Origin of the sequence: Desulforadius tongensis, from assembly GCF_016907915.1 — a bacterium.
GTDB classification, from domain to species: Bacteria; Bacillota; Desulfotomaculia; order Desulfotomaculales; family Desulfohalotomaculaceae; genus Desulforadius; species Desulforadius tongensis.
Window position 1 is genome coordinate 1 of the sequence record NZ_JAFBCW010000001.1, and the last position, 23,806, is coordinate 23,806.

The window sequence follows — 23,806 nt, forward strand, 5'->3', positions numbered from 1 at the left end:
GTTTGAGCTTACCGTTTCGGAAAGACGCGCCCAGACCATCGCCGAACTGGGTGAAGGTGAGGGACTTGTATCTACCCTTACCCTTGAACCTGGGGCAGCCGGGAGTTTCCCCGTTTTTTACCCGGCGGAAGAAACCGGCAAAGGCTCTTTCCACCCGGAACAGCACTTCCTGGGCCACCTGGGAGTGAACTTCTTTGAAAAAGTGGTTTTCCTTCTTGGCTTCTTTAAGCCAAACCTGCTGTTCTGTCCGGGTAACTGAACATTTTTCTTTTTCCCATGCTTCTTTGCGTTGAGCCAAGGCAGTGTTGTATATCCGGCGGCAGGTTTCCAGCCAGCGCAGGAGTTTGTGCTCCTGTTCCTTATTGGGGTAGATACGGAACTTGTAGTTACGGATTACCTTGGGATTGAACGTATCGTTTGACATCCTCGAGTTTCACCTCACCCACGGTGGACAAAAAATAACTGGGAGATTTCATAGCTTTATTCTACAGGAAGTACTAATGCAAAACAATAGTTCTCCGGAAAAACACGGCCCGCCTTTCATCCCCGCCCTTCGCTCTCTCTTCGCGAGCAAGGAAAGCTCAGGACGGGGACTTCCCGGCGGGAAAGTTAAAGGTAACCTCTTTTTTGCTGTTAGATTGTTTTTTGTCTGCATGTTTAGTATAACCTAAAAAGTTTACAACATCATGACTATTATTTGACAATTTTGTAACAGAACTGACAATCAATCAGCTGTGTTAGTTAACGGCAGACATGCCGGGCAAACAACCAAAAAACGCCGAACAAAGCGTCCGGCGTTTTGTTGTTTTTGTTTTTACAGCTTGGTGAGCAGGGGACCGAGAATCAAGGAAATGGTACCTGCAACCTTGATCAGCGGGTTCATGGCAGGACCGGAAGTATCCTTGGACGGGTCACCAACAGTGTCACCGATAACAGCAGCTTTGTGCGGATCCGAGCCTTTACCACCGAGGTTACCCTGCTCGATCCACTTCTTGGCGTTGTCCCAAGCACCACCAGCATTAGCCAGGAACAGAGCCAGCAGCACACCTACTACAGTCAGACCGGCCAAGAAACCGGCCAGAGCCTTGGCACCGAGGATGAAGCCAACGAGAATCGGGCTGCCTACAGCAATAAGACCGGGGAAGATCATTTTACCGATAGCAGCACGGGTAGCGATGTCTACACAGCGAGCATAGTCAGGCTTGTTCTTGTACTCCATGATGCCAGGAATTTCGCGGAACTGGCGGCGAACTTCCTCTACCATGTCAAATGCAGCTTCACCAACGGCACGCATGGTGCGGGCAGCAACCAGGAACGGTACGGCACCACCGATGAACACACCAACCAGAACCATGGGCTCAGTGAGGTTAACTACAAATTCTTCCAAACCAAACTTGTGCTTAACACCGTCAACATAAGCGCTGAACAGAGCCAGAGCGGTTAAAGCAGCGGAACCGATGGCAAAACCTTTAGCGATAGCTGCGGTGGTGTTACCAACAGCATCCAGTTTGTCTGTTTTCTCACGCACTTCCGGCGGCAGTTCACACATCTCTGCAATACCACCGGCGTTGTCAGCAACGGGACCGAAGGAGTCCATAGCTACAACCATACCGGCGGTGGACAGCATACCCATAGCAGCCATGGCAATACCGTAGATGGACCACATAACTCCTGCTTCTGGAGTGGGAGCAAAGGATTGAACCATAGCGAATGAGAAGTAGATAGAACCTGCAAAGAACAGCATGGGGAACATTACAGATTCCATACCAACAGCTAAACCGTGAATTACGTTGGTAGCCGGACCGGACTTGGAAGCCTCGGCGATCATCATAACAGGCTTTTTACCGGCAGCGGTGTAGTATTCGGTCAACCAACCAATAGCTACGTTAACAATTAAACCGGCAGTAACAGCCAGGAAAATACCGGTACTTACATTACCGTAGGCAATACCGTTTTCAGCAACCCCGTCAGCCGGGAAGATTTTTTGAGTTAAGAACCAGGTAAATATCGCAGTAAGAATGTTGGTTACCCAAATACCCACGTTCAAAGCAGCCTGCGGGTTGCCGTTTTCACTGGTACGCACAAAGAAGGTACCGATAATGGCAGCAACGATACCCACAGCACCAACCAAAAGCGGGAATATGATACCGGCAAAACCAAACAAAGCGTTACCAATCAGCATACCAGCAATGGTGGTAGCTGCATAGGATTCAAACAGGTCCGCACCCATACCAGCTGTGTCACCAACGTTGTCACCAACGTTGTCAGCAATGGTAGCCGGGTTGCGGGGATCGTCCTCAGGAATACCTGCTTCTACCTTACCTACCAGGTCACCGCCAACGTCAGCAGCTTTGGTGTAGATACCGCCGCCAACCCGGGCGAAGAAAGCGATGGCAGAAGCACCAAATGCGAAACTGTTAATTACCAGGGGACTTTGGAAAATAATGTACAGTACGGAAACACCCAGCAGGCCAAGACCAGCAACGGACAGACCCATAACGGCACCGGCCTTGAAGGATACATCTAAAGCAGCAGCTAAACCTTGGCTGCGGGCAGCTTCGGTAGTACGGGCGTTTGACTTGGTGGTACTGTTCATACCAATGTAACCGGCAATGGCAGAACAAACGGCACCAACCAGGAATGAAATAGCGGAAGGAGCACCTACGGGCAGGTGACCACCTTCAGGAACTTCAATAACATATCCAACACCCCATAAAGCAGCAAAAATTACAAGTGCAAAAGGAATCAAAGTTTTGTACTGGCGGTTCATGTAAGCCATGGCACCTTCTTGTACCGCCAGGGAGATTTCACGCATTTTGGGAGTACCCATGTCCTTTTTCAGAACATTAGCCAGAGTGAAAAGTGCAAATAACAAAGCAAACGCACCGGCCCCGGCAGCATAATACGCCAATGTCATATTTTGCTCCACTTGAACATTACCCTCCTTAATCTTACAACTTTCTTTTTATTTCCAAGCAACCAAAATCAAAGAAAGCACCGCAAAAGCAACGCTTAGGGCAACCGTGACCCTGCTTAGCATTTCGTCCATGCCTTTTTTCTTTCCGAACAAGGTCTCCGCGCCTCCGGCAATGGCACCGGACAAACCGGCACTTCTACCGGACTGTAATAAAATCGATGCTATAAGTCCTAGTGCAACCAGTACTTGAAGACCGATCACAATGCCCTCGAGCAAAAAATTCACCTCCTTGTTAAGTATAATTTTCCAAAGTTATTATAGCATAACGTGAAAAATGTATCAATCATATTCTGTTTGGTTATTTAGTTTTAATGTTATGCCGGAATAGTTATAATTTTAAAAAAGCGAAACGGGAAAGGGGCGGAAAATCTCCAGCCCCTTATTTTTCAAGGTTGTAGAAAACTTTTGAGCCCTTAAACCTGGCGAAACGGTAAAGTTCTTCTTCAATTCTCAGCAGCTGGTTGTACTTGGCCACCCTGTCAGTGCGGGAAGGAGCCCCGGTCTTGATTTGCCCCGCACTGGTGGCCACCACCAGGTCGGCTATGGTAACATCCTCAGTTTCACCGGAACGGTGGGAAACCACGGCAGTGTAGCCTGCGCGCTTGGCCATTTCAATGCAGTCCATGGTTTCTGTCAGTGTACCGATTTGATTCACCTTAATCAAAATTGAGTTTGCTACTTTTGTAGCAATCCCCTGGGATAAACGCTCTGTATTGGTAACAAATAAATCGTCACCCACCAGCTGTACCCTGCCGCCCAGGTGCCGGGTAAGCTGTTTCCAACCATCCCAGTCATCTTCAGCCAGCCCGTCCTCGATGGAAATGATGGGGAACTTTTCTACCAATTGAGCGTAATAATCAATCATTTCTTCAGCGGTTTTGCTGACCCCTTCGCCTGCCAGCAGGTACCGGCCATCCTTGTACAGCTCCGTTGCCGCCACGTCCAGCGCCAGCATTACGTCTTCCCCCGGTTTGTAACCGGCAGCGTTAATGGCTTCAACAATAACCTCCAGCGCTTCCTGGTTTGAAGCCAGGTTGGGGGCAAAACCACCTTCGTCGCCCACCGCTGTGTTCATGCCCTTCTTCTTCAGCACCTTTTTCAGGTTGTGGAATATTTCCGCCCCCATGCGCAGTGCCTCGCTAAAGCTCGGGGCACCCACCGGCATAACCATAAACTCCTGGATGTCCACATTGTTGTCAGCATGTTTACCGCCGTTTAATATATTCATCATCGGCACCGGCAATTCCTTCGCGTTGGTACCGCCCAGATACTGGTATAACGGCAGGCCCAGAGATTCCGCCGCCGCTTTGGCCACCGCCAGGGATACTCCCAGTATGGCGTTGGCACCCAGCTTACCCTTGTTTGGCGTACCGTCCAGCTCGATCATCAATTGATCGATACCCAGCTGGTCGGTGGCATCCATGTCCATTATTTCCGGGGCAATGATGCTGTTAACATTCTCCACTGCCTTGGTTACACCCCTGCCCAGGTAGCGGTCGGTATCACCGTCCCGCAGTTCCACCGCTTCATAGGCCCCGGTGGAGGCACCGGAGGGAACTGCAGCCCGTCCCACAGTACCGTCTTCCAATACAACGTCCACTTCTACGGTGGGGTTGCCCCGGGAGTCCAGTATCTGCCGTGCATACACATCTACAATGGTTGTCGACATGGTGTTTTAGCCTCCTTAAATAATAGGTTCAATTTGAGCCGTTCTTATTTCCCATCACCCATTTTACTTCCTTTACTAATACTTTTCAATAAGAGAACGCCCCGTCATTTCCGGCGGTTTGGGTATCTGCAGCAGCTCTAAAATGGTGGGAGCTATATCCTGCAGGCTGCCCCTGCGCAGCTTGGCATGGCGCAGCCGGCCATGGCTGATTAAAAGAAATGGCACCGGTTCCGATGTATGGGCGGTTAAAGGATTGCCCTTTTCATCCTTCATGCGCTCGGCATTGCCGTGGTCAGCGGTAATAATGGCAGTGCCCCCCCGCTCCAGGATGGCATCTACCGCCTTCCCCAGGCATTCGTCCACCGCCTCTATGGCTTTAACCGCCGCTTCCATGTCCCCGGTGTGCCCCACCATATCGGTGTTGGCATAGTTCATAATTATTACCCGGAACCGGTCTTTTTCCAGATTTTCCAGCAGGGCAGCGGTAACTTCGTAGGCACTCATTTCCGGTTTCTGGTCATAGGTAGCCACCTTAGGTGACGGAATGAGCACCCTTTCCTCTCCGGGGTTGGGCATCTCCACCCCGCCGTTAAAGAAAAAGGTCACATGGGCATACTTTTCTGTTTCCGCCAATCGCAGCTGTTTAATATTGTTTTTGCTCAACACTTCACCCAGGGTGTTAACCAGCTTCTGGGGTTTGAAAGCCACCGGGGCAGCAATGGTTTTATCATACCGGGTCATGCAGGTAAAGTGCACCCCGGGGTGTTCACGGGGGCGTTTAAAGCCGTTAAATTCAGAATCGGTAAAGGCCCTGGTTATCTGCCTGGCCCGGTCGGGGCGGAAGTTGTAAAAGATGATGCTGTCACCGTCCACCACCGCGGCCAGCGGGCTGCCGCCGGGGCCAATAATAACGGTGGGGGTTACAAACTCATCGGTTTCTTCCCGCTGATAGGCTTCTTCCACCGCCTCTTCAGCACTCCCGGCCCTATACCCTTCCCCCATTACCATTGCCCGGTAGGCTTTTTCGGTGCGCTCCCAGCGCTGGTCCCGGTCCATGGCATAGTAACGGCCCATTACGGTAACAATTTTGCCCACCCCTAACCGGGCACATTTTTCTTCCAGCGCTTTGATGTATTTCCGGGCGTTGGCCGGCGGAACATCCCTGCCGTCCAGTATGGCGTGAATATATACCTGTTTCAAGTGCTGCTGTCGAGCCAGTTCTAACAAGGCAAAGAGATGTTCTATATGGCTGTGCACCCCGCCGTCGGACAGCAGCCCCATCAGGTGCAGCGCCCCGTTATTCTCTTTGGCCGAGCCCATGGCGGCCAGCAGTTCTTCGTTGGTAAAAAAACTTCCGTCTCTAATGGAACGGGAAATGCGGGTTAATTCCTGGTACACCACCCGGCCCGCCCCAATGTTCAGGTGCCCCACCTCTGAGTTGCCCATCTGCCCGGCGGGTAAACCCACATCCTCCCCCGATGCACTGAGAACGGTGTGCGGGTACTGCTGACAGTATTTATCCATGTTGGGCTTATCGGCCAGTGCAATGGCGTTTCCTTCTTCCCGGGCACTTATTCCCCATCCGTCCAGTATAATTAAGGCCACGGGCTTAACCTGTGCAGTCAAAATTTTTCCTCCTCGTTACACCTTTCCGGATTCCTTTATAATACCGGCAAAACTGTCCGGCTTAAGGCTGGCACCACCCACCAGCGCTCCATCAATGTCCGGCTGCGACATTAACCCGGCCGCGTTTTCCGGTTTTACGCTGCCGCCGTATTGTATTCTCACCTTGTCTGCACTGTCACCGGCCAGTTCTCTAATCACCCCGCGGATATAAGCGATAACCTGTTGGGCATCCTCCGCCGATGCCGTTTTCCCCGTGCCAATGGCCCACACCGGCTCATAGGCAATTACCAGTCCGGCCACCTTTTCAGCATCCAATCCCTTTAATGCCGCTTCGGTTTGGGCACGCACCACCTGTTCGGTGCGGCCGGCTTCCCGTTCCGGCAGCGTTTCACCCACACAAACAACCGGTGTCATCCCGTGCTTAAACACAGCCTTTACTTTCTTGTTCACCGTTTCGTCAGTTTCACCGAAGTACCGGCGGCGCTCAGAGTGGCCAACGATCACGTATTGGCATCCCACCTCTTTCAGCATGGGAGCGGAAATCTCACCGGTAAAGGCTCCTTCATCTTCCCAGTACACATCCTGGGCTCCCAGCGCAATGTTGGTCCCCCGGGCCGCTTCCGCCACCCCGTGCAGTGCAGTAAAGGGCGGGCACAAAACAATCTCCACACCGGCACCGGCCGCCAAAGAAGCCAGTTCTTTTGTAAAGTCCACCGCCTGCTGCACCGTTTTGTGCATCTTCCAGTTCCCCGCTATAATGAGCCTTCTCATCCAACCCCCCCTTTTTCCCTGCTAAGCATCCTGCAGCGCTGCTACACCCGGCAGCTCCTTACCCTCCAAAAACTGCAGCGAAGCGCCGCCGCCGGTGGAAATGTGGCTGATGCGATCTGCCACCCCGGTTTTCTTAACCGCTGCCGCCGAATCACCGCCGCCCACCACGCTGACGGCATGGGATTCGGCCAGTGCTCTGGCCACTTCTTCGGTGCCCCCGGCAAAGGCCTTCTGTTCAAATACACCCATGGGCCCGTTCCAAACCACCGTACCGGCCTTCTGAACGGCAGAGGCAAACTTTTTGGCACTGTCGGGCCCTATATCCAGTATCATATAATCCTCCGGCACCTTTTCCACCGGTACCGTTTTAATAGCGGTGGGAGATTCCAGTGAATCAGCCACCAGGGCATCGTCGGGCAGCAGCAGTTCAATTTTATTGGCCGCAGCCTTCTGCAGCAGTCCCTTGGCCAGATCAATTTTGTCTTCTTCCACCAGCGACCGGCCCACATTAAACCCTTTAGCTTTCAAAAAGGTGTTGGCCATGCCCCCACCAATAATCAGCGTGTCAACCTTATTCAGCAGGTTTTCAATAACACCGATTTTATCCGAAACCTTGGCCCCGCCAATGATGGCCACAAAGGGATGTTTAGGATTATTTACCGCTTCCCCCAGCATCTCCAGTTCCTTCTGCATCAGAAAACCGGCCACCGCGGGCAGATACCGGGCTACCCCGGCGGTGGAGGCATGGGCCCGGTGAGCAGTACCAAAGGCATCGTTAACATATACATCGGCCAGCTCTGCCAGCTGTTCGGCAAATTGGGGATCGTTTTCCTTTTCCCCGGCATAAAACCGGACATTTTCCAGCAGCAAAACGTCCCCCTCCCGCATTTGGGAAATCGCTTTTTTCGGTTCCTCACCGATGCATTGGTCAACCTTGGTTACCTCCCTGCCCAGCAGTTCAGAAAGGCGCCGGGCCACCGGGTCCAGGCGAAATTCTTCTTTCACCTGTCCTTTGGGGCGCCCCAGGTGGGAAACCAAAATCACCTTGGCCCCCCGATCTATCAGATATTTAATGGTGGGCAGCGCGGCACTAATGCGGGTATCGTCGGTAATCACCCCGTCTTTTAAGGGCACGTTAAAGTCTACCCTCACCAGCACCCTTTTCCCTTTAACATCAATATCTTTAACAGTCTTTTTAGGCAATAAAATCACCTTCCGAAACAATTATGTATTTTCTAGGGGCTCAATAAATTGAGCCCCCGTAATCAAACTTCGATTAAAGTTTTTCCGCAATGAATTGAACTAAATCAAGCACCCGGTTTGAGTAGCCCCACTCGTTGTCATAGAAGGCCACCACTTTAGCCATATTACCCTCCATCACCATGGTGGATAAAGCATCTACAATAGAAGAATGCGGGTTGCCGTTATAATCGGTGGAAACCAGCGGCAGCTCGCTGTAAGCCATAATACCCTTCAACTGGTTCTCGGAAGCTCTTTTCAAAGCAGCGTTTAATTCCTCCACCGTGGTGGATTTCTTCAGCACACATACCAAATCTACCACCGACACGTTGGGAGTGGGTACCCGCATGGCAAAACCATTTAATTTACCGTTCAGCTCCGGCAGCACCAGACCCACAGCCTTGGCCGCACCGGTGGTGGTGGGAATGATGGACATGGCGGCAGCCCGGGCCCGGCGCAGGTCCTTATGGGGTAAATCCAGGGTGTTTTGGTCATTGGTGTAAGAGTGTACAGTGGTCATTAAACCTTTCTCAATACCGAAATTATCATTAATCACCTTGGCCACCGGGGCCAAACAGTTGGTGGTACAAGAGGCGTTGGAAATAATATGGTGATTGGCCGGATCGTACTTATCTTCGTTAACACCCATAACAATGGTGATGTCCGGCTCCTTACCCGGTGCAGTGATAACCACTTTCTTTGCTCCCGCTTTTAAATGCCTGGCGGCATCGTCCCGTTTGGTGAAACGCCCGGTGGATTCCACAACAATATCCACGCCCAGGTCTCCCCAGGGCAGTTTTTCCGGATCAGCTTCGGCAAAAACCTTTACTTCCTGGCCGGCAACAATTAAAGAATCCTCAGTGGCTTCCACTTCCACATCAAGAATACCGTGTACCGAGTCATACTTCAGCAGGTGAGCCAATGTCTTGGAATAAGTCAAGTCATTTACCGCCACAAAATCCAACCCCGGTTTTTGTTCCGGTGCTTTTATGCGGCGGGATTTATGGTTAACACCAACCACTTCAAAAGCCCCTGTTTCGATAGCAGCCCGAAGCACAAGACGACCAATTCTCCCGAACCCGTTAATACCAACCTTTACTGTCATCGGTTAAATCCAACCCCTTTCAAATGTAAGTAATAATATCTTTTTGTGTCATACTATTTATATATATAATACTGTATACTATCTCATAATTCCTTTTTTATGATTAAAAAATCATCTTTTTTAATACCTTTTGCGTTTTCCTGCCGCAGGTATTCCCAGCTCATCCCTATATTTGGTAACAGTGCGCCGGGATATTTTTACCCCCTGCTGAGCCATCAGATCGGCAATTTTTTGATCGCTGAGCGGTTTTCGAGGGTCTTCGCCGGCAATAATTTCCTGCAGCAGCTTTTTAACACTTTTAGTTGATACCTGCGTTCCTCCCTTGTGCCCGATGCCGGTGGAAAAGAAAAACTTCATTTCAAACACCCCCCGGGGTGTTTGCATATATTTATTGGCGGCAGCCCTGCTCACCGTGGATTCATGCATTTTTACCTCGTCGGCAATATCCTTCAGGTTCAGCGGTTTCAAATATCTAATACCGTAATCCAAAAAATCCCTCTGCCGCTCCACCAGTTTTTGAGCCACTTTATACAGCGTCAACCTTCTCTGTTCAATGCTGCGGATCAACCACAGGGCAGAGTTCAGCTTGGACTGCACATATTTTCGCACACTGCTGTCAATTTCCGGGTTGTTTTTTTGTACTGCCTGCCGGTAAAAATTATTCACTTTAACCCGCGGGGCAGAAATATCATTCACCAATACAATGTACTCGTTTTCAATTTTTTCCACCAGCACATCGGGAACAATGTACTTGGTGTCATCGGAGTTGGAAAAATTACGACCTGGTTTGGGATCCAAAAGTTTTAATTTATCCGCCGCCTGCTGTACCTGTTTAACATCAACCCCCAGCGCGTCGGAAATTTTATCCAGACGGCCCCGGGCCAAATGGGGCAGGTAACTACGAATAATTTGTTCCAAAAGCCGGTCTTCTAATCCAAGATATTTCATCTGCAGCAGTAAACATTCTTCCAGCGTGCGGGCACCTACCCCGGCAGGTTCCAGCGACTGCAGCACTTCAATGGCTTGAACCACTTTTTCCGGGGATATACCCAGCTGCTGCGCCGTTTCTTCTTCACCGGCCTTTAAATAGCCGTTGTGATCCAGGCTGTCAATTAAGTAGGCCACCACAGGCTGCAGTTCTTTAGGGCAGCCGGATATAGCCAGCTGAAAATTCAAATGCTCAGATAAACTGGGAGCTTTGGCTGTAAAGGCTTCAAAACCGTATTCCCGGGAGGCGTATTCCTTCTCCCGGGCGGGATATCCCAAATCGCTGCTGTCCTGAAAGTATTCCTGCCAGTCAATATCGTACTTGTCTTCATCATCTCTTTTCCCTTCTCCGCTTGGTTCCGTCCCAGCGGTGCCCCCCTGCTCATTAAATTCCAACAGGGGATTTTGCTGCAGCTGTTCATTAACGTACTGGGTTAATTCAACAGCAGACATCTGCAGTATTTTGATGGCTTGACGCAGCTCGGGGGTCATTACCAGCTTTTGACTCTGTTCTAAATTTAATCCGTAGTCCAAACGCAAGCCCTATCACTCCCTTAGTCTATCCAGCACAACAATAACCATACATTCATCGGCGGCAGCAGATAAAGTTTTATCTCAGGCCTTTCCTGCGCAGTTGGTTGGCAATTTTATCTATCTTGCGCATCCGGTGATTAATGCCCGATTTTCCCACCGGCGGCTGCATCAATTCTCCCAGCTCTTTTAAACTGATATCCGGGTGAGCAATTCGCAGCTCCGCCGTCTCCCGCAGTGCGGGAGGCAGTTTATCCAAACCAATGGTGCGGGCAATATATTTAATATTCTCCTGCTGGCGCATGGCGGCATTGATGGTTTTGTTTAAGTTAGCCGTTTCACAGTTTACCAGCCGGTTCACTTTATTACGCATGCCCTTGTAAATGCGCACGTTTTCATAGTTCAAAAGTGCTGTGTGCGCCCCCATCAGGCTTAAGCACTCCACTATTTGATCGCTTTCTTTTAGGTAAACCACATGCCAGTTTTTACGGGTACTTATTTTGGCCTCCAGGCCCATTTTTTTCATCAGCTGAACAATTTCTTGGGCATGATGGCCATCGGTGGATATAATTTCTAAATGGTACGTTCCTTCCGGGTTGCTTACCGAACCACCGCCTAAAAAAACTCCCCGCAGGTATGCCCTGCGGCAGCATTCCCTGGCCAGCATGCCGGCCTTTATTCTGGTGGTGGGCAGCCGGTCCTGTTCATTCCACATGCCCAGTTTAACCAGTATTTTTTCCACCTCCGGTTGAGGCGGTATGCGCACCAGGTAAACGTTGTTCTTCTTTAACCTTACCTTGCGCTGCACCATCACTTCCGACTGCAGCCCGAATAATGTTTTAAACAGCGTCAGCACCTTGCGAGCCACGGCAGCATTTTCGGTAACAACGGAAATGGCCAGCTTCTGGCCGGCAATTTGTATACTGCCATCCATTTTTATCAGTGCAGCCAGTTCAGACAGCCGGCAGCACTGCCGGGGGCCAATAATTCTGGCCAGCTCATCTTTTGTAACCACAGAGAAAGACATGGCATCAACCCCACTTTCTGCCAGTGACAATTATAACATAATTTTACTTTTCATTTTTAAAGCAGTCTTTCATAAACTTCACCCGCTCGGAGGAACTTTGAGCCGCAAATATAATCTTTAAAATGGCCCGGGCCAATTTTTCCGGGTGGTGGCGCACCACGTCCGTTTCTAATACCAAATTCTCCCTAATGGGCCGCACCCCCATGCGCTCCAGCCTGCGGGTATCTGCTTTCACAGGAGCAGCCCCCTCGCTGCGGTAGCGTCTAAGCAGCCGCTCGGGGATTCTGCCGCTGTTCACAATCACATAGTCCACCAGCCTGCCGCCGTGCTTTTCAATGGCCTTCAGGTGGTCGCTGGCGGTGTAATTTTTAGTTTCTCCCGGCTGGGTCATAACATTACAGACGTAAATCTTCACAGCCTTAGACTGTCTAATGGCCCCGGGTATCCCCTTCATCAGCAGGTGGGGCATGACACTGGTATACAAACTGCCGGGGCCGAGCACTATGGCATCGGCCTCTTTAATGGCCGTCAGCACCTCCGGCAGCGGTTCACAGTCCGCCGGTTCCAAAAAAATGCGCCTTATTTTTTTTCCGCTGCCGGAAACGGAGCTCTCTCCCCGCACCACCGTTCCGTCGGACAGCTCGGCGCCCATCACCACGTTCTGCAGGGTAGAAGGCAGCACCCGGCCGCGGATGGCCAGCACCTTAGACAGTGCCCTGATACCGCTGTAAAAACCCCCGGACAGGTCGGACAGAGCCACCAGAAACAGGTTGCCCAAACTGTGACCGGCCATTTCACCGCCGGTAAAACGGTACTGCAGCACCCGCTCCATTAAACTCTCCTTATCGGCCAGGGCCACCAGGCAGTTGCGTATATCTCCCGGGGGCAGTATACCGAGATCCCCCCGCAGCCGCCCGGAACTGCCGCCGTCGTCGGTGACGGTAACAACGGCGGTTATGTTGCTGGTGTACTCTTTTATCCCTTTGAGCATTGTTGACAGGCCGGTTCCCCCGCCCATCACCACTATCTTGGGACCATACTGCAGGTATCGCTTGGCATAAATCACATCTACCACACTGCGCTCCCTGCTGGGGGACAGCTCTCCCACCACCAGGCCGAAGGCCTTCAGCAGTGCATAGCCGGCGGTGATTAAACCGGCTGTAAAAATCACAAAACCAGCTAACCAATTAGCAATTCCCACCCTGGTTTCGGCCAGCATGGTGGCCGCTTTTGAAATGCTGTAAAACAGCCGGGGATAAAAAAAGCCGATTCCCAGGGCAATTAACATCGTTCCGGCCCAACCCAAGATAATCCAGCGTTTGATACCCATACCCGGGTAAAGCCATTTCAGCATCTTCCACACACAAACACACTCCTAAGTTTCTTTTATGTCCCGGTGCCTAACGGCTACTTTGTAGCCTTTTTTTCTCAAAAACTCTCCCAGCCAGTTGGCCAGCGTTACCGAGCGGTGCATGCCGCCGGTACAGCCAATGGCTATCATTAAGGTAGCCTTTCCCTCCTTTATGTAGTGGGGAATTAAAAATTCAATCATCCCGGCATATTTTTCTTTAAACTCGGTGGTTACTTCCGAACTGCACACATGCTGCTGCACCTTGGGATCGTTGCCGGTGAGGTGGCGCAGCTCCGGCACGTAATAAGGGTTTGGTAAAAAGCGCACATCCATAACCAAATCCGCATCCAGCGGAATGCCGTGTTTATAGCCGAAGGACATGACGGTAATAAACAGGTCGCTTTCGCTGCGGTTTTGACCATAAATGCTGTAGATTTCTTCTTTTAGCTGTCTTGCGGTCAGTTTAGAGGTATCAATAATTTTATTGGCCATACCCCGCAGTTCTTTCAGGCGGGCCCGCTCTGCTTTGATATCCTCCAGCACTTCGCCGCCGGACAGCGGGTGACGGCGGCGGGAGGCTTTATACCGCTGTACCAGTATTTCATTGGAGGCCTCCAAAAATAGTATTTCATAAACAATATTTTTATTATCCAAATCACGCAGTACATCAAAAACGGTGTCAAAAAATTCTCCGCCCCGGATGTCCACCACCAGGGCAATTTTTTTCAGCGCCGACTGTTCACACAGTTCGGCAAATTTGGGTATTAAAGCAGGGGGCAGGTTGTCCACCACAAAGAAGCCCAGGTCTTCCAGGCTCTGCACCGCGGTGGTTTTACCGGCCCCGGATAATCCGGTAACAATTAGTAATCGTGAAGACATAAATGAACTCTCCTTAGGTATGTTTACATCTCACCCTTAACTGCCTGCAGCGCCAGTGCCACCGCACCCAGCGCCCCGGCTTTAGAACCCAGCGCCGCCGGCACCAGCTGTAAGTTCTGCAGCGGAACTTTAAATGCCCTCTCCCGCAGTTCCCTTTCCATCTCCGGCCATATCAGTTCCCTGCTTTCCATTACACCGCCGCCCAGCACCACCAGCGGCGGGTTGATAATATTGACTATATTGGCAATACCAATGCCCAGCGCCCTGGCCGCACCGCTCATTATCATTTTCGCTTCGCCATCACCCCTTTGGGCGGCACCGGCCACCGCCCGGGCGTCAACATCTTCCACCCGGCCGCCGGCAGCCTGCAGTATCCCCTTCCCGCGGCCCTGTTCGATTAATTCCACCGCCGCCCGGGCAATGGCTGTGCCCGAGGCCAGTGATTCCAAACACCCGGTATTGCCGCAGGTACACTGCGGGCCGTCGGGCATAATGGTCATATGCCCGATTTCTCCCGCCCCGTGGGATACACCGCGGTATATTTTTCTGTCAATGATAATGCCGCCGCCTATACCGGTGCTTACCGTTATGTAAACCATATCATCAATCCCGCTGCCCGCCCCGTAAACGTGTTCACCCAGTGCCGCGGCGTTGGCATCATTTTCCACATACACCGGCACCTGCAGTTCATTCTGCAGTATTTCTTTCAACGGTATGTCGTACCAGCCAAGGTTGTTGGAAAAGTATACAAGCCCCCGTTCCGCATCCAGTTCCGGGCCGGGTACACCCACCGCCACGGTCAGCAAACCCCGGGGATCGGCGGCACACTGCTGCCGCACCGCCGCAGCGCTGTTAACAAGCCGTTCCATTACTTTTTCCGGCCCGGCGGCAGCACCGGTGGGCACCTTTATCTCCGCGCAGATACTGCCGTGCATATCCGCCAGTACGGTAAATATTTTGGTGCCCCCCAGATCCACACCAATCACGTAATTGGTCAAGTTTCAGTCCCCCTGTCCAAGGCAGCCTTTTCCATATGGTTTTATATATTAAGCAGCTTTATTCCGTAATTAAGCATTTAAAACCAATTTTTCCAGCGCTTCCGCCACGCCGTCCTCATCATTGGAGGGGGCCACATAGCCGGCCAGCGCTTTAATTTCCTCCCTGGCGTTGCCCACCACCACGCCCATTCCGGCATAACGCAGCATTTCTACATCGTTATCCCCATCGCCTATGGCCATCACCTGGTGGCGCTGCACGCCAAAGTGCTCCGCCAGCATGGCCAGGGCATCACCTTTGGTGGCCCGGGGATGGGAAAATTCTAAAAACTGGGGCTTGGATTTGGTAATGTGCAGCTGCTCTCCAAAAAGGGGCTTTACTTCCCGCTGCAGTTCATCTATTTCCCGCTCCGATGCCACAGCCAGCACTTTGGTGGGCGGCTGCTGTAAAAACTGCAGCAAATCCCCCACCGGGTGGGCTTTAATGCCGCTTATCCGGGCATAAATTTCCGCCTCCGGGGTGATTTTTTCTACATACAGCGTGTCATCAATGTACACGTTAATGTGATAGCGGTATTCTTTTATTTTGGCCACCACCCGTCTGGCCAGCTCCAGCGGCACCGGGCGGTGCAGCAGCACTTCCTCCGACAGGGCATTTTTTACCAGCGCCCCCTGGTAAGTAATCAAGGGCAAATTTATACCCAGCTTTTGGGCATAGGGTTTTGCAGAGCAAAACATCCGCCCGGTGGCCAGTGTGATATGAATACCTTTTTCCCGCACTTTACGCACCGCTTCTATAACCCGGGGGGAAATATTCAGGTCGCTGTCCAGCAAAGTATCATCCATGTCTACCGCAATTAGTTTATAAGTACTCAGATGATCACTACCTTTCTTTAATAATGTTACTCCTCTCTGCCCGGTCTAAAAAATTCATATACCGCTTTGGCCGCTTTTTTATTCATGCCCGGGACCTTTTCCAGCTGGTGCAGTTCTGCCCTTTGTATTCCTTCAATGGTTTTAAACTCTTTCAATAAAGCTTTCTTGCGCGCCGGTCCCACTCCTTCTATTTCATCCAGCAAAGATTTCAAATTGCGCTTGGTTCGCAAACTGCGGTGATAGGTTACCGCAAAGCGGTGGGCCTCGTCCCGCAATCTCTGCACCAGGTATAAAGCTTGTGAATTTCTGGGCAGCACCACCGGCTCGCTGCCGTGCTCGGTAAAAAGCAGCTCCTCTTTTTTGGCCAGGCCGAAGGTGGGAATGTCCCCCACCCCCAGTGATTTCATCACCGCCCGGGCAGCGGACAGCTGTCCCTTACCCCCGTCTATAATTACCAGGTCGGGAAAGCGGTGAAACTTGGCCTCTTTGGTGGAAATTTGCCCGCTGCGCAGCAGCTTCTTCTCCTCCAGGCCCCGGGAGAAACGGCGGTGGATAACCTCCTGCATGGCGGCAAAATCGTTGGGGCCCTCCACCGTGCGAATTTTAAAGCGCCGGTACTCGCTTTTTTTCGGCTTACCCTCTTCAAACACCACCATGGAGGCCACCTGCTCCGCCCCCTGGATATTAGAAATATCGTAGCACTCCATGCGCAGCGGGGGCCCGGGCAGCCCCAGGGCGGCGGCCAGCTCGGCGGCGGCCTCATTCAGCCTGCCTTTATTCCTTCCCTCCAGTTCAATTTGCTTCAGCACCAGCAGGGCATTTTCAGCGGCCATCTCCACCAGCCGGGCCTTTTCTCCCCGTTTGGGTGTTTTCACCGTCACTTTGGAACCCCGTTTTTGAGACAACCAGCAGGCGATTAATTCCGCTTCTTCCCCCACATCTTCGGATAGTAAAATACTGCGGGGAATAAACTCCACCCCGGCGTAATACTGCTTCAAAAAACCGGCCAGCACCTCTCCCCGGCTCAAACCGCCGGTGTTTTTCAGCAAATGGTGCTCCCGTCCTATCAGCCTGCCGCCCCGGATAAAAAACACCATTACACACACCTCATCCAGGCCCCCGGCCATGGCCACAACATCCTGGTCCTCCAACCCGGCAGAAACCATCTTCTGCCGCTCCATCACCTTTTTCACCGCCTGCAGCTGATCTCTCAATTCTGCCGCCTTTTCAAAATCCAGGGCCGCGGCCGCCCGGTGCATCCGTTCTTCCAATCTTTTCACCAAGTCCCCGTGCCGGCCCTCTAAAAATAAAATTATTTCTTTAATGGCCTCCCGGTACTGTTCTTTATCTACATTTTTAGTACAGGGCCCCTGGCAGCGGTTAATGTGGAAGTTTAAGCAGGGCCTGCTGCGGGAGGCAAACTGCCTATTGCTGCAGGTGCGAAAAAGAAACAACTTTTTTAACAGTTTCAGCGTTTCATTCACCGCCCCCACCTGGGTGTACGGTCCAAAGTAACGGGAACCGTCCTTTACCGGCCGCCGGGTGGTGAACACCCGGGGGTAATCTTCGCCCAGCGTCACCTTGATATAAGGATAACTCTTGTCATCCTTAAGCAGCACGTTGTAACGGGGGCGGTGTTCTTTAATCAGATTGCATTCCAGTATCAATGCTTCCACTTCTGAATCGGTGACAATATATTCTATATCAGCAATGCGCTCCACCAGGGAACGGGTTTTGGGCAGCCGGTGGGCGCTGTTCTGAAAATAGGAGCGTACCCTGTTTTTTAACACCTTTGCCTTGCCCACATATATTATTTCCCCCCCGGCATCACGGTAAATATAAACACCGGGCCGGGCGGGAATATGCTTCAATTTTTCTTCCCAATTCAAAACCCCACCCCCTCACTATAATTTTAACCCAAAACAGCATTGAATTTGAAAACATTTAATGCCACATAACTGATTGACAACAACGAAGCAAGGCAATAAAATTAATAAGTAACTGATTAGTTACTTACCAATTGTTGTTATTTTAATGCTGCCGGGGACAGCAGGATAACATCTTCATGATCGGAGGGGTGATATGTCTTTTAGGGAGCGCAATCCCGAGGAATCAAAACAGCGCATTATCAAGGCCGCCGAAAAGATCTTTGCTGCCAAGGGACTGGACGGGGCCCGGGTGGACGAAATAGCCGCCGCAGCCCAAATTAACAAACGCATGATTTACCACTATTACGGCAGCAAAGAGGGCCTGTACATGGAAATACTGCGGAAAAATTACAACAAAGTTATTAAAGTGGGCCAAAGGGCCACCAAGCTGAAGGGCTCTGCCCTGGAAAAGGTAACCCAGGTAATCCGCCAGTATTTTTATTTTTTGGCAGAAAACGAAGAATTTGTGCGGTTAATCCAGTGGGAATCGCTGCACCACAGCCGGTATGCCAGGAAAATACTGCCGGACATAGCCCAAGTTACCCTTCCCAAGCTGAAGGCCATTCTCAAAGAAGGGATACAGGAAGGTGTTTTCCGCAGCGACCTGGACATCCGCCACCTGGTAATCAGCATCAATGCCGTCACTATGATGTATTTTGCCCGGCGCGACGTGTACAGTTTTCTATGGCAGCAGGATATGATGCACCCAAAAACGCTGGAAGAACGCCTGCAGCATATCATAGATTTTACACTGCACGGCATATTAAATCACCGTCAAGGGGAGGGAACTACATATGAAAAAAACAGCTAAAATACTCACCATTTTCGCCCTGGCACTGTTTTTAGGCACCCTGCTCACCGGCTGCCGCTCAACAACCGGTGAAAATAATGTGCTGCACGGCACGGTAGAGGTCACCGAGGTGGATTTAAACACCAAAATCCCGGGCCGGGTATTAAAAGTGCTGGTTGAGGAAGGAGATACCGTTAAACAGGGGCAGGTGGTGGCCAAATTAGATGACAAAGACCTGCTGGCCAAGGAAAAACAGCTCAAAGCCCAGGTCAGCGCTGCCAGGGCAGCCTGGGAACAGGCCAAACTGGCCTACCAAATAAAAAGCCAGGTAAACCAGGAAACACTGGCCAAAGCCAAGGCCCAGGCAGAGGTTATGGCCAAAACTTTAAAACGGATGGAACAGCTTTATGCCGAGGGTGCCATTCCGGAACAAAAGCTGGATGAAATCAAAGCCCAGGCCGAAGCAGCCCGGGCCAATGCCGCTTCAGCCGAAGCGGCGCTGCTGGAAGCACCGGTGGCCAAAGCTCAAGCTGAAGCAGCCCAGGCCAAATACGAGCAGGCTAAAGCCGCCCTGGAAGAGCTGCGGGTTAATTTAGAAGAAACCGAAATTAAATCACCGGTTAAAGGCACCGTTACCGAAGTGCTGGTGGAAGAGGGAGAACTGGTTTCCACCGGGCTGCCCCTGGTAACGGTCACGGTGGACAGCGAAAACTGGGTTAACCTGAAAGTACCGGAAACAAAACTGAAGTTCTTTAAAGAAGGCCAAGAAATACCGGTAACGGTAACCGCATTTCCGGATCGAAAATTCACCGGTAAAGTTGTCAATATCAGTAAAAAACCTAACTTTGCCACTTCCCGCGCCACCAACGACCGGGGAGAAAAGGATATTATCACTTACAATGTTAAAATTGAAATTAATTCCCCCGATTTACGGCCGGGTATGAGTGTGGACATAACCCTACCCCAGGAGCAGGGGGAATAAAAAATGCTTACAAACACATTAAAAATTATCAAACGTGAATTTGCATACATTTTAAGCAACAAGCGTTTAATGCTTATTTTAATCGGGGTTCCCCTGCTGTATATAACCCTTTTTGGTATCATGTACAGCCATCATATAGTGAAAAACATTCCCACCGCCGTGCTGGATTACAGCAATACCGGCCTTTCCCGCGCACTGGTACAAAGTTTTAAAGACTCGGAAAAATTTGCTGTGGTGGCCACAGCCAACAGTGAAGCGGAACTGCGCCGGTTGATAGAAGACAAAAAAGTAAAGGTCGGCCTGGTTATACCCCATGATTTTGCCAAAAACATTAAACGGGGCAAATCTACCAAGGCGATGATCATCGTCAACGGCACCAACATGCTGTACAGCAACGCCGTGCTGTCCAACGCCAATGAAATTATCCAAACGGTATCGGTGGGAGTATCAGCCAAATTACTGCAGGGTAAGGGGCTGCTGCCGGAAAAAGCAATGCAGACCACCCTGCCGGTGGAGTTTTCCATACGCATCTGGTACAACCCCACCTTCAACTACCTGAACTTTTTACTGCTGGGTCTGGCCGCCACCGCCATCCAGCAGGTTGCTCTGATGTATTCCGCCATTGCCTTCACCAGGGAAAGGGATACCGGTGCCCTGCCGGAACTGCTGCAAGAGGGCTATTCACCGGCCAGCCTGGTGCTGGGCAAGGTGCTGGCTTATTTTATAATTAATATGGTTACGGTAAACACTTTGATAGCCGAATGCTACTGGTTGTTTAAAATCCCCTTCCGGGGAGATATACTGCAGTTAATAAGTATAGAAGCCGTTTTCTTCCTGTGCATTTTAATCCTGGGAGTATTTTTATCCATCGTCTGCCGCAGCGAACTGGAAGCCACCCAATACGCCATGCTGGTGGCAATACCCTCTTTCCTGTTCTCCGGTTTCACCTGGCCGGTGGAAGCAATGCCCCCGCTGGCCCAGGGCATCTCGGCAGTGCTGCCGCTGACGTACTTCTGCAACACTTTAAGGGATATTGCCCTGGCAGCACCCAATTGGCAGGTTGTGCTGCCAAACATAGCGGTGCTGGGAGCAGCATCACTGGTGCTGCTGCCGCTGTCAATACTGGCATTAAAATGGCAGTGCAGCAGGCTTTTAAATGCCGGCCAGCAGCAGGTTAAGGCCTAAAAAATTACTAACGGGCGGGTATTCACAAAATAGGAATACCCGCCTTACTGCGTTTTTTATCCCTTTCCAGTACCGGTTTCAAATAGCGGCCGGTGTGTGATTCCGGCACTGCAGCCACTTCTTCCGGGGTGCCGGCGGCCACCACCCGGCCTCCCTTGTCGCCCCCCTCCGGGCCCAAATCGATAATATAATCGGCGGTTTTTATCACTTCCAGGTTGTGTTCAATTACCACCACCGAGCTGCCGTTGTCCACCAGCCTGTGCAGCACCTTCAGCAGGCGGTGAATATCCGCGGCGTGCAGGCCGGTGGTGGGTTCATCTAAAATGTACAGTGTTTTGCCGTTGGAACGGCGGGAAAGTTCGGCGGCCAGTTTCACCCGCTGGGCCTCACCGCCGGAAAGCTCGGTGGCCGGCTGTCCCAGGCGAATATAGCCCAGGCCCACATCCTGCAGGGTCTGCAGTTTGCGGTGAATGCGGGGAATGTTCCGGAAAAACTCCACCGCCGTGTCCACCGTCATGTCCAGCACATCGGCTATGGTTTTTCCCTTGTATTTAACCTCCAGCGTCTCCCGGTTGTAACGCCGGCCCCTGCACACCTCACAGGGCACGTATACATCGGGTAAAAAGTGCATTTCAATTTTTATAATCCCATCCCCCTGGCAGGCTTCGCAGCGGCCGCCCTTAACATTAAAGCTGAAGCGTCCCGGTTTGTAACCCCTCACTTTGGCTTCGGGCATTTGGGCAAACAGTTCCCGGATATAGGTAAATACACCGGTGTAGGTGGCCGGGTTGGAGCGGGGTGTCCTGCCGATGGGGGCCTGATTAATATCAATTACCTTTTCCAGGTTTTCAATCCCTTCAATCCTTGCACACCGGCCGGGCCGGACCTTAGAGTGATGCAGCCGCTGGGCCAGCCCTTTGTACAGCACCTCGTTGATCAGGGTACTCTTGCCGGAACCGCTTACACCGGTAATACAGGTGAATACCCCCAGCGGGATGCTGACATCAATGTTCTTCAGGTTATGCTCGCCGGCTCCCACCACCTTTATTTCTCTGCCGCCGGGCTGCCGGCGGGCGTGGGGCACCGGAATAAACTTTCGGCCGCTCAAATACTGCCCGGTAATGGAGTTTTCACTGCCGGTGATTTCTTCCGGTGTACCCTCGGCCACCACCCGGCCGCCATTTTCACCGGCCCCGGGGCCGATGTCAATTATATGATCCGCCGCCCGGATGGTGTCTTCATCATGCTCCACCACAATCAGCGTGTTGCCCACATCTCTCAGCCGCTCCAGTGTTTTAATCAGGCGCGCGTTATCCCGCTGGTGCAGGCCGATGCTGGGTTCGTCCAGTATATACAGCACGCCGGTCAACCCGGAGCCTATCTGGGTGGCCAGCCGGATACGCTGGGCCTCACCGCCGGATAACGTTCCCGCCGGCCTGTCCAATGTCAAATAATCCAAACCCACATTAACCAAAAAGCCCAGCCGCTCGTTAATTTCCTTCAGTATCTGCCGGGCAATGATCATCTCCCGCTGGCTGAGCTGGAGGGTTTGAAAAAAACGCTGCAGCTGCAGCACCGTCATGGCCGTTATTTCCGTGATGTTTTTGCCGTTAATCAGTACAGACAGCGCCTCCGGCTTCAACCGGGCCCCGCTGCATTCCGGGCAGGGCCTGGTGGTAACGTACTGCTCCAGTTCCCGCCGGCGGTACTCGGAAGCGGTTTCTTTATACAGCCGGTTAAGGTTGTTTATCACCCCTTCAAAGGGCGCGTTATACCTGTGCACATTGCCAAAACTGTCCCGGTGTTTAAACTGGATTACCTCCCCGCCGGTACCGTACAGAATGCGGTTTAAATCCTGCTGCTTCATTTCTGCCACCGGCACATCCAGACTGAAGCCGTAATGTTTTGCCACCCCTTCCAGGTAGTTATAAGCATTGGTGCTTCTAATCCAGCCTTCTATGGCTCCTTCTTTAATGGATTTACTTTTATCCGGTATTACCAGGTCGGGGTCAATTTCTTTGTGAATACCCAAACCGGTGCACACCGGGCAGGCACCAAAGGGGCTGTTAAAGGAAAACAGCCGGGGAGCAATCTCCGTTATACCGATGCCGCAGTCCACGCAGGCAAAGTTTTCACTGAACACCCGGGGTGAATCACCGATGACATCCACCAGCACCACCCCTTCGCCGGCCTGCAGTGCCGTTTCCAGGGAATCCGCCAGGCGCTTTTCCACACCCGGGCGAATAATTAAACGGTCTATTACCACTTCAATGGTGTGCTTTTTATTCTTTTCCAGCTTAATATCTTCGCTAATTTCCCGCACTTCACCGTCAACGCGCACCCGCACGTAACCGTCTTTTCTGATTTGCTCCAGTATTTTAACGTGTTCACCCTTTTTACCCCGTACCACCGGGGCAAGCAGCTGTATCCTGCTTCTTTCCGGCAGTTCCATCAACTGGTCAACCATCTGCTGTACCGTCTGCCGGGTAATGGGTTTCCCGCACTTGGGACAGTGCGGTTTCCCCACCCGGGCAAACAGCAGGCGCAGGTAATCGTAAATTTCCGTCACCGTCCCCACCGTACTGCGCGGGTTATGGCTGGTGGTTTTTTGATCGATGGAGATAGCCGGGGACAGCCCTTCTATATAGTCCACATCCGGCTTGTTCATCTGACCCAAAAACTGCCGGGCATAGGCGGAAAGGGATTCCACATAGCGCCTCTGGCCCTCGGCATAGATGGTATCAAAGGCCAGTGAGCTCTTGCCGGATCCGGAAAGGCCGGTAAGCACCACCAGTTTGTTGCGCGGTATCTCCACGTCAATGTTCTTCAAGTTATGAACGCGGGCACCTTTAATCACAATTTTATCCAGCATACATTAAATCCCCCGT

The 23,806-nt window shown here is 51.7% G+C and carries 19 protein-coding genes and 1 pseudogene; 3 read left to right on the plus strand and 17 right to left on the minus strand.

The genetic code is table 11. The annotated features are described in order from the left end of the window. From JOC37_RS00005 to uvrC, 16 genes and pseudogenes are all read right to left on the minus strand, one after another. Window positions 1-424 (minus strand): RNA-guided endonuclease InsQ/TnpB family protein (locus JOC37_RS00005; RefSeq protein ID WP_204614794.1); only part of this gene is annotated, 424 nt, incomplete at its 3' end. Then, window positions 387-470, minus strand: a pseudogene (locus JOC37_RS13645) (IS200/IS605 family transposase); the annotation flags it as partial. The gene JOC37_RS00005 and the pseudogene JOC37_RS13645, both read right to left, overlap by 38 nt. A gap of 344 nt (window positions 471-814) precedes the next feature. Further along, complete coding sequence (locus JOC37_RS00010; RefSeq protein ID WP_204614926.1) at window positions 815-2,917, minus strand: sodium-translocating pyrophosphatase; 2,103 nt, start codon at window positions 2,915-2,917, stop codon at window positions 815-817. A 48-nt stretch (window positions 2,918-2,965) separates the two neighbouring features. Further along, entirely contained in the window at window positions 2,966-3,193 is a 228-nt protein-coding gene (gene secG, locus JOC37_RS00015) for a preprotein translocase subunit SecG (RefSeq protein ID WP_204614795.1), read from the minus strand. Between the two features lie 163 nt (window positions 3,194-3,356). Next, complete coding sequence (eno, locus tag JOC37_RS00020) at window positions 3,357-4,646, minus strand: phosphopyruvate hydratase (protein ID WP_204614796.1); 1,290 nt, start codon at window positions 4,644-4,646, stop codon at window positions 3,357-3,359. A 75-nt stretch (window positions 4,647-4,721) separates the two neighbouring features. Further along, on the minus strand, window positions 4,722-6,272 hold the full coding sequence (gpmI, locus tag JOC37_RS00025) for a 2,3-bisphosphoglycerate-independent phosphoglycerate mutase (protein ID WP_204614797.1): 1,551 nt from the start codon (window positions 6,270-6,272) through the stop codon (window positions 4,722-4,724). A gap of 15 nt (window positions 6,273-6,287) precedes the next feature. Further along, complete coding sequence (gene tpiA, locus JOC37_RS00030) at window positions 6,288-7,043, minus strand: triose-phosphate isomerase (protein WP_204614798.1); 756 nt, start codon at window positions 7,041-7,043, stop codon at window positions 6,288-6,290. A 21-nt stretch (window positions 7,044-7,064) separates the two neighbouring features. Next, window positions 7,065-8,246: a phosphoglycerate kinase gene (locus JOC37_RS00035; protein WP_204614799.1), complete on the minus strand. Its 1,182-nt coding sequence runs from the start codon at window positions 8,244-8,246 to the stop codon at window positions 7,065-7,067. A 73-nt stretch (window positions 8,247-8,319) separates the two neighbouring features. Further along, window positions 8,320-9,387 (minus strand): type I glyceraldehyde-3-phosphate dehydrogenase, encoded by a 1,068-nt coding sequence (gap, locus tag JOC37_RS00040; protein ID WP_204614800.1) that lies wholly within the window; start codon window positions 9,385-9,387, stop codon window positions 8,320-8,322. A 120-nt stretch (window positions 9,388-9,507) separates the two neighbouring features. Further along, the gene (gene rpoN, locus JOC37_RS00045) at window positions 9,508-10,914 is read right to left on the minus strand and encodes an RNA polymerase factor sigma-54 (protein WP_204614801.1); all 1,407 of its coding nucleotides are present in this window, start codon (window positions 10,912-10,914) and stop codon (window positions 9,508-9,510) included. Window positions 10,915-10,984: 70 nt separating this feature from the next. Further along, window positions 10,985-11,932 carry a DNA-binding protein WhiA gene (gene whiA, locus JOC37_RS00050; RefSeq protein ID WP_204614802.1) on the minus strand — a complete coding sequence of 316 codons (948 nt, stop codon included), beginning with the start codon at window positions 11,930-11,932 and terminating at the stop codon, window positions 10,985-10,987. 43 nt (window positions 11,933-11,975) lie between these two features. Further along, window positions 11,976-13,286 carry a gluconeogenesis factor YvcK family protein gene (locus JOC37_RS00055; RefSeq protein WP_207754819.1) on the minus strand — a complete coding sequence of 437 codons (1,311 nt, stop codon included), beginning with the start codon at window positions 13,284-13,286 and terminating at the stop codon, window positions 11,976-11,978. Between the two features lie 21 nt (window positions 13,287-13,307). Then, entirely contained in the window at window positions 13,308-14,162 is an 855-nt protein-coding gene (rapZ, locus tag JOC37_RS00060) for an RNase adapter RapZ (protein WP_204614804.1), read from the minus strand. 23 nt (window positions 14,163-14,185) lie between these two features. After that, window positions 14,186-15,160, minus strand: coding sequence for an ROK family protein (locus JOC37_RS00065; protein WP_204614805.1), 975 nt, complete (start codon window positions 15,158-15,160; stop codon window positions 14,186-14,188). A gap of 69 nt (window positions 15,161-15,229) precedes the next feature. Beyond that, window positions 15,230-16,033 carry a Cof-type HAD-IIB family hydrolase gene (locus JOC37_RS00070; RefSeq protein WP_204614927.1) on the minus strand — a complete coding sequence of 268 codons (804 nt, stop codon included), beginning with the start codon at window positions 16,031-16,033 and terminating at the stop codon, window positions 15,230-15,232. Window positions 16,034-16,059: 26 nt separating this feature from the next. Then, window positions 16,060-17,922 carry an excinuclease ABC subunit UvrC gene (uvrC, locus tag JOC37_RS00075; RefSeq protein ID WP_204614806.1) on the minus strand — a complete coding sequence of 621 codons (1,863 nt, stop codon included), beginning with the start codon at window positions 17,920-17,922 and terminating at the stop codon, window positions 16,060-16,062. 193 nt (window positions 17,923-18,115) lie between these two features. On the opposite strand from uvrC, the gene JOC37_RS00080 reads away from it, so the two are divergent. From JOC37_RS00080 to JOC37_RS00090, 3 genes are read left to right on the plus strand one after another with little or no spacing between them, the layout of a single operon-like run. Beyond that, window positions 18,116-18,772, plus strand: a complete 657-nt coding sequence (locus JOC37_RS00080) for a TetR/AcrR family transcriptional regulator (RefSeq protein WP_204614807.1) — start codon at window positions 18,116-18,118, stop codon at window positions 18,770-18,772. Beyond that, on the plus strand, window positions 18,756-19,733 hold the full coding sequence (locus JOC37_RS00085; protein ID WP_204614808.1) for an HlyD family secretion protein: 978 nt from the start codon (window positions 18,756-18,758) through the stop codon (window positions 19,731-19,733). The genes JOC37_RS00080 and JOC37_RS00085 overlap by 17 nt, the downstream gene beginning before the upstream one ends. A 3-nt stretch (window positions 19,734-19,736) precedes the next feature. Next, on the plus strand, window positions 19,737-20,918 hold the full coding sequence (locus JOC37_RS00090) for an ABC transporter permease (RefSeq protein WP_204614809.1): 1,182 nt from the start codon (window positions 19,737-19,739) through the stop codon (window positions 20,916-20,918). Between the two features lie 22 nt (window positions 20,919-20,940). Here the strand turns inward: JOC37_RS00090 and uvrA are convergent, their stop codons facing one another. Beyond that, complete coding sequence (gene uvrA / locus JOC37_RS00095) at window positions 20,941-23,790, minus strand: excinuclease ABC subunit UvrA (protein ID WP_204614810.1); 2,850 nt, start codon at window positions 23,788-23,790, stop codon at window positions 20,941-20,943. Window positions 23,791-23,806: the final 16 nt, after the last annotated feature.

Excerpts from the sequence above, each read along its gene's own strand:
- JOC37_RS00085 (WP_204614808.1), top strand. The coding sequence starts at position 18,756 with ATGAAAAAAACAGCTAAAATACTCACCATTTTCGCCCTGGCACTGTTT.
- rapZ (WP_204614804.1), bottom strand. The coding sequence starts at position 14,162 with ATGTCTTCACGATTACTAATTGTTACCGGATTATCCGGGGCCGGTAAA.
- JOC37_RS00090 (WP_204614809.1), top strand. The coding sequence starts at position 19,737 with ATGCTTACAAACACATTAAAAATTATCAAACGTGAATTTGCATACATT.
- whiA (WP_204614802.1), bottom strand. The coding sequence starts at position 11,932 with ATGTCTTTCTCTGTGGTTACAAAAGATGAGCTGGCCAGAATTATTGGC.
- eno (WP_204614796.1), bottom strand. The coding sequence starts at position 4,646 with ATGTCGACAACCATTGTAGATGTGTATGCACGGCAGATACTGGACTCC.
- gap (WP_204614800.1), bottom strand. The coding sequence starts at position 9,387 with ATGACAGTAAAGGTTGGTATTAACGGGTTCGGGAGAATTGGTCGTCTT.
- JOC37_RS00080 (WP_204614807.1), top strand. The coding sequence starts at position 18,116 with ATGTCTTTTAGGGAGCGCAATCCCGAGGAATCAAAACAGCGCATTATC.
- JOC37_RS00010 (WP_204614926.1), bottom strand. The coding sequence starts at position 2,917 with ATGACATTGGCGTATTATGCTGCCGGGGCCGGTGCGTTTGCTTTGTTA.
- tpiA (WP_204614798.1), bottom strand. The coding sequence starts at position 7,043 with ATGAGAAGGCTCATTATAGCGGGGAACTGGAAGATGCACAAAACGGTG.
- uvrA (WP_204614810.1), bottom strand. The coding sequence starts at position 23,790 with ATGCTGGATAAAATTGTGATTAAAGGTGCCCGCGTTCATAACTTGAAG.
- JOC37_RS00055 (WP_207754819.1), bottom strand. The coding sequence starts at position 13,286 with ATGCTGAAATGGCTTTACCCGGGTATGGGTATCAAACGCTGGATTATC.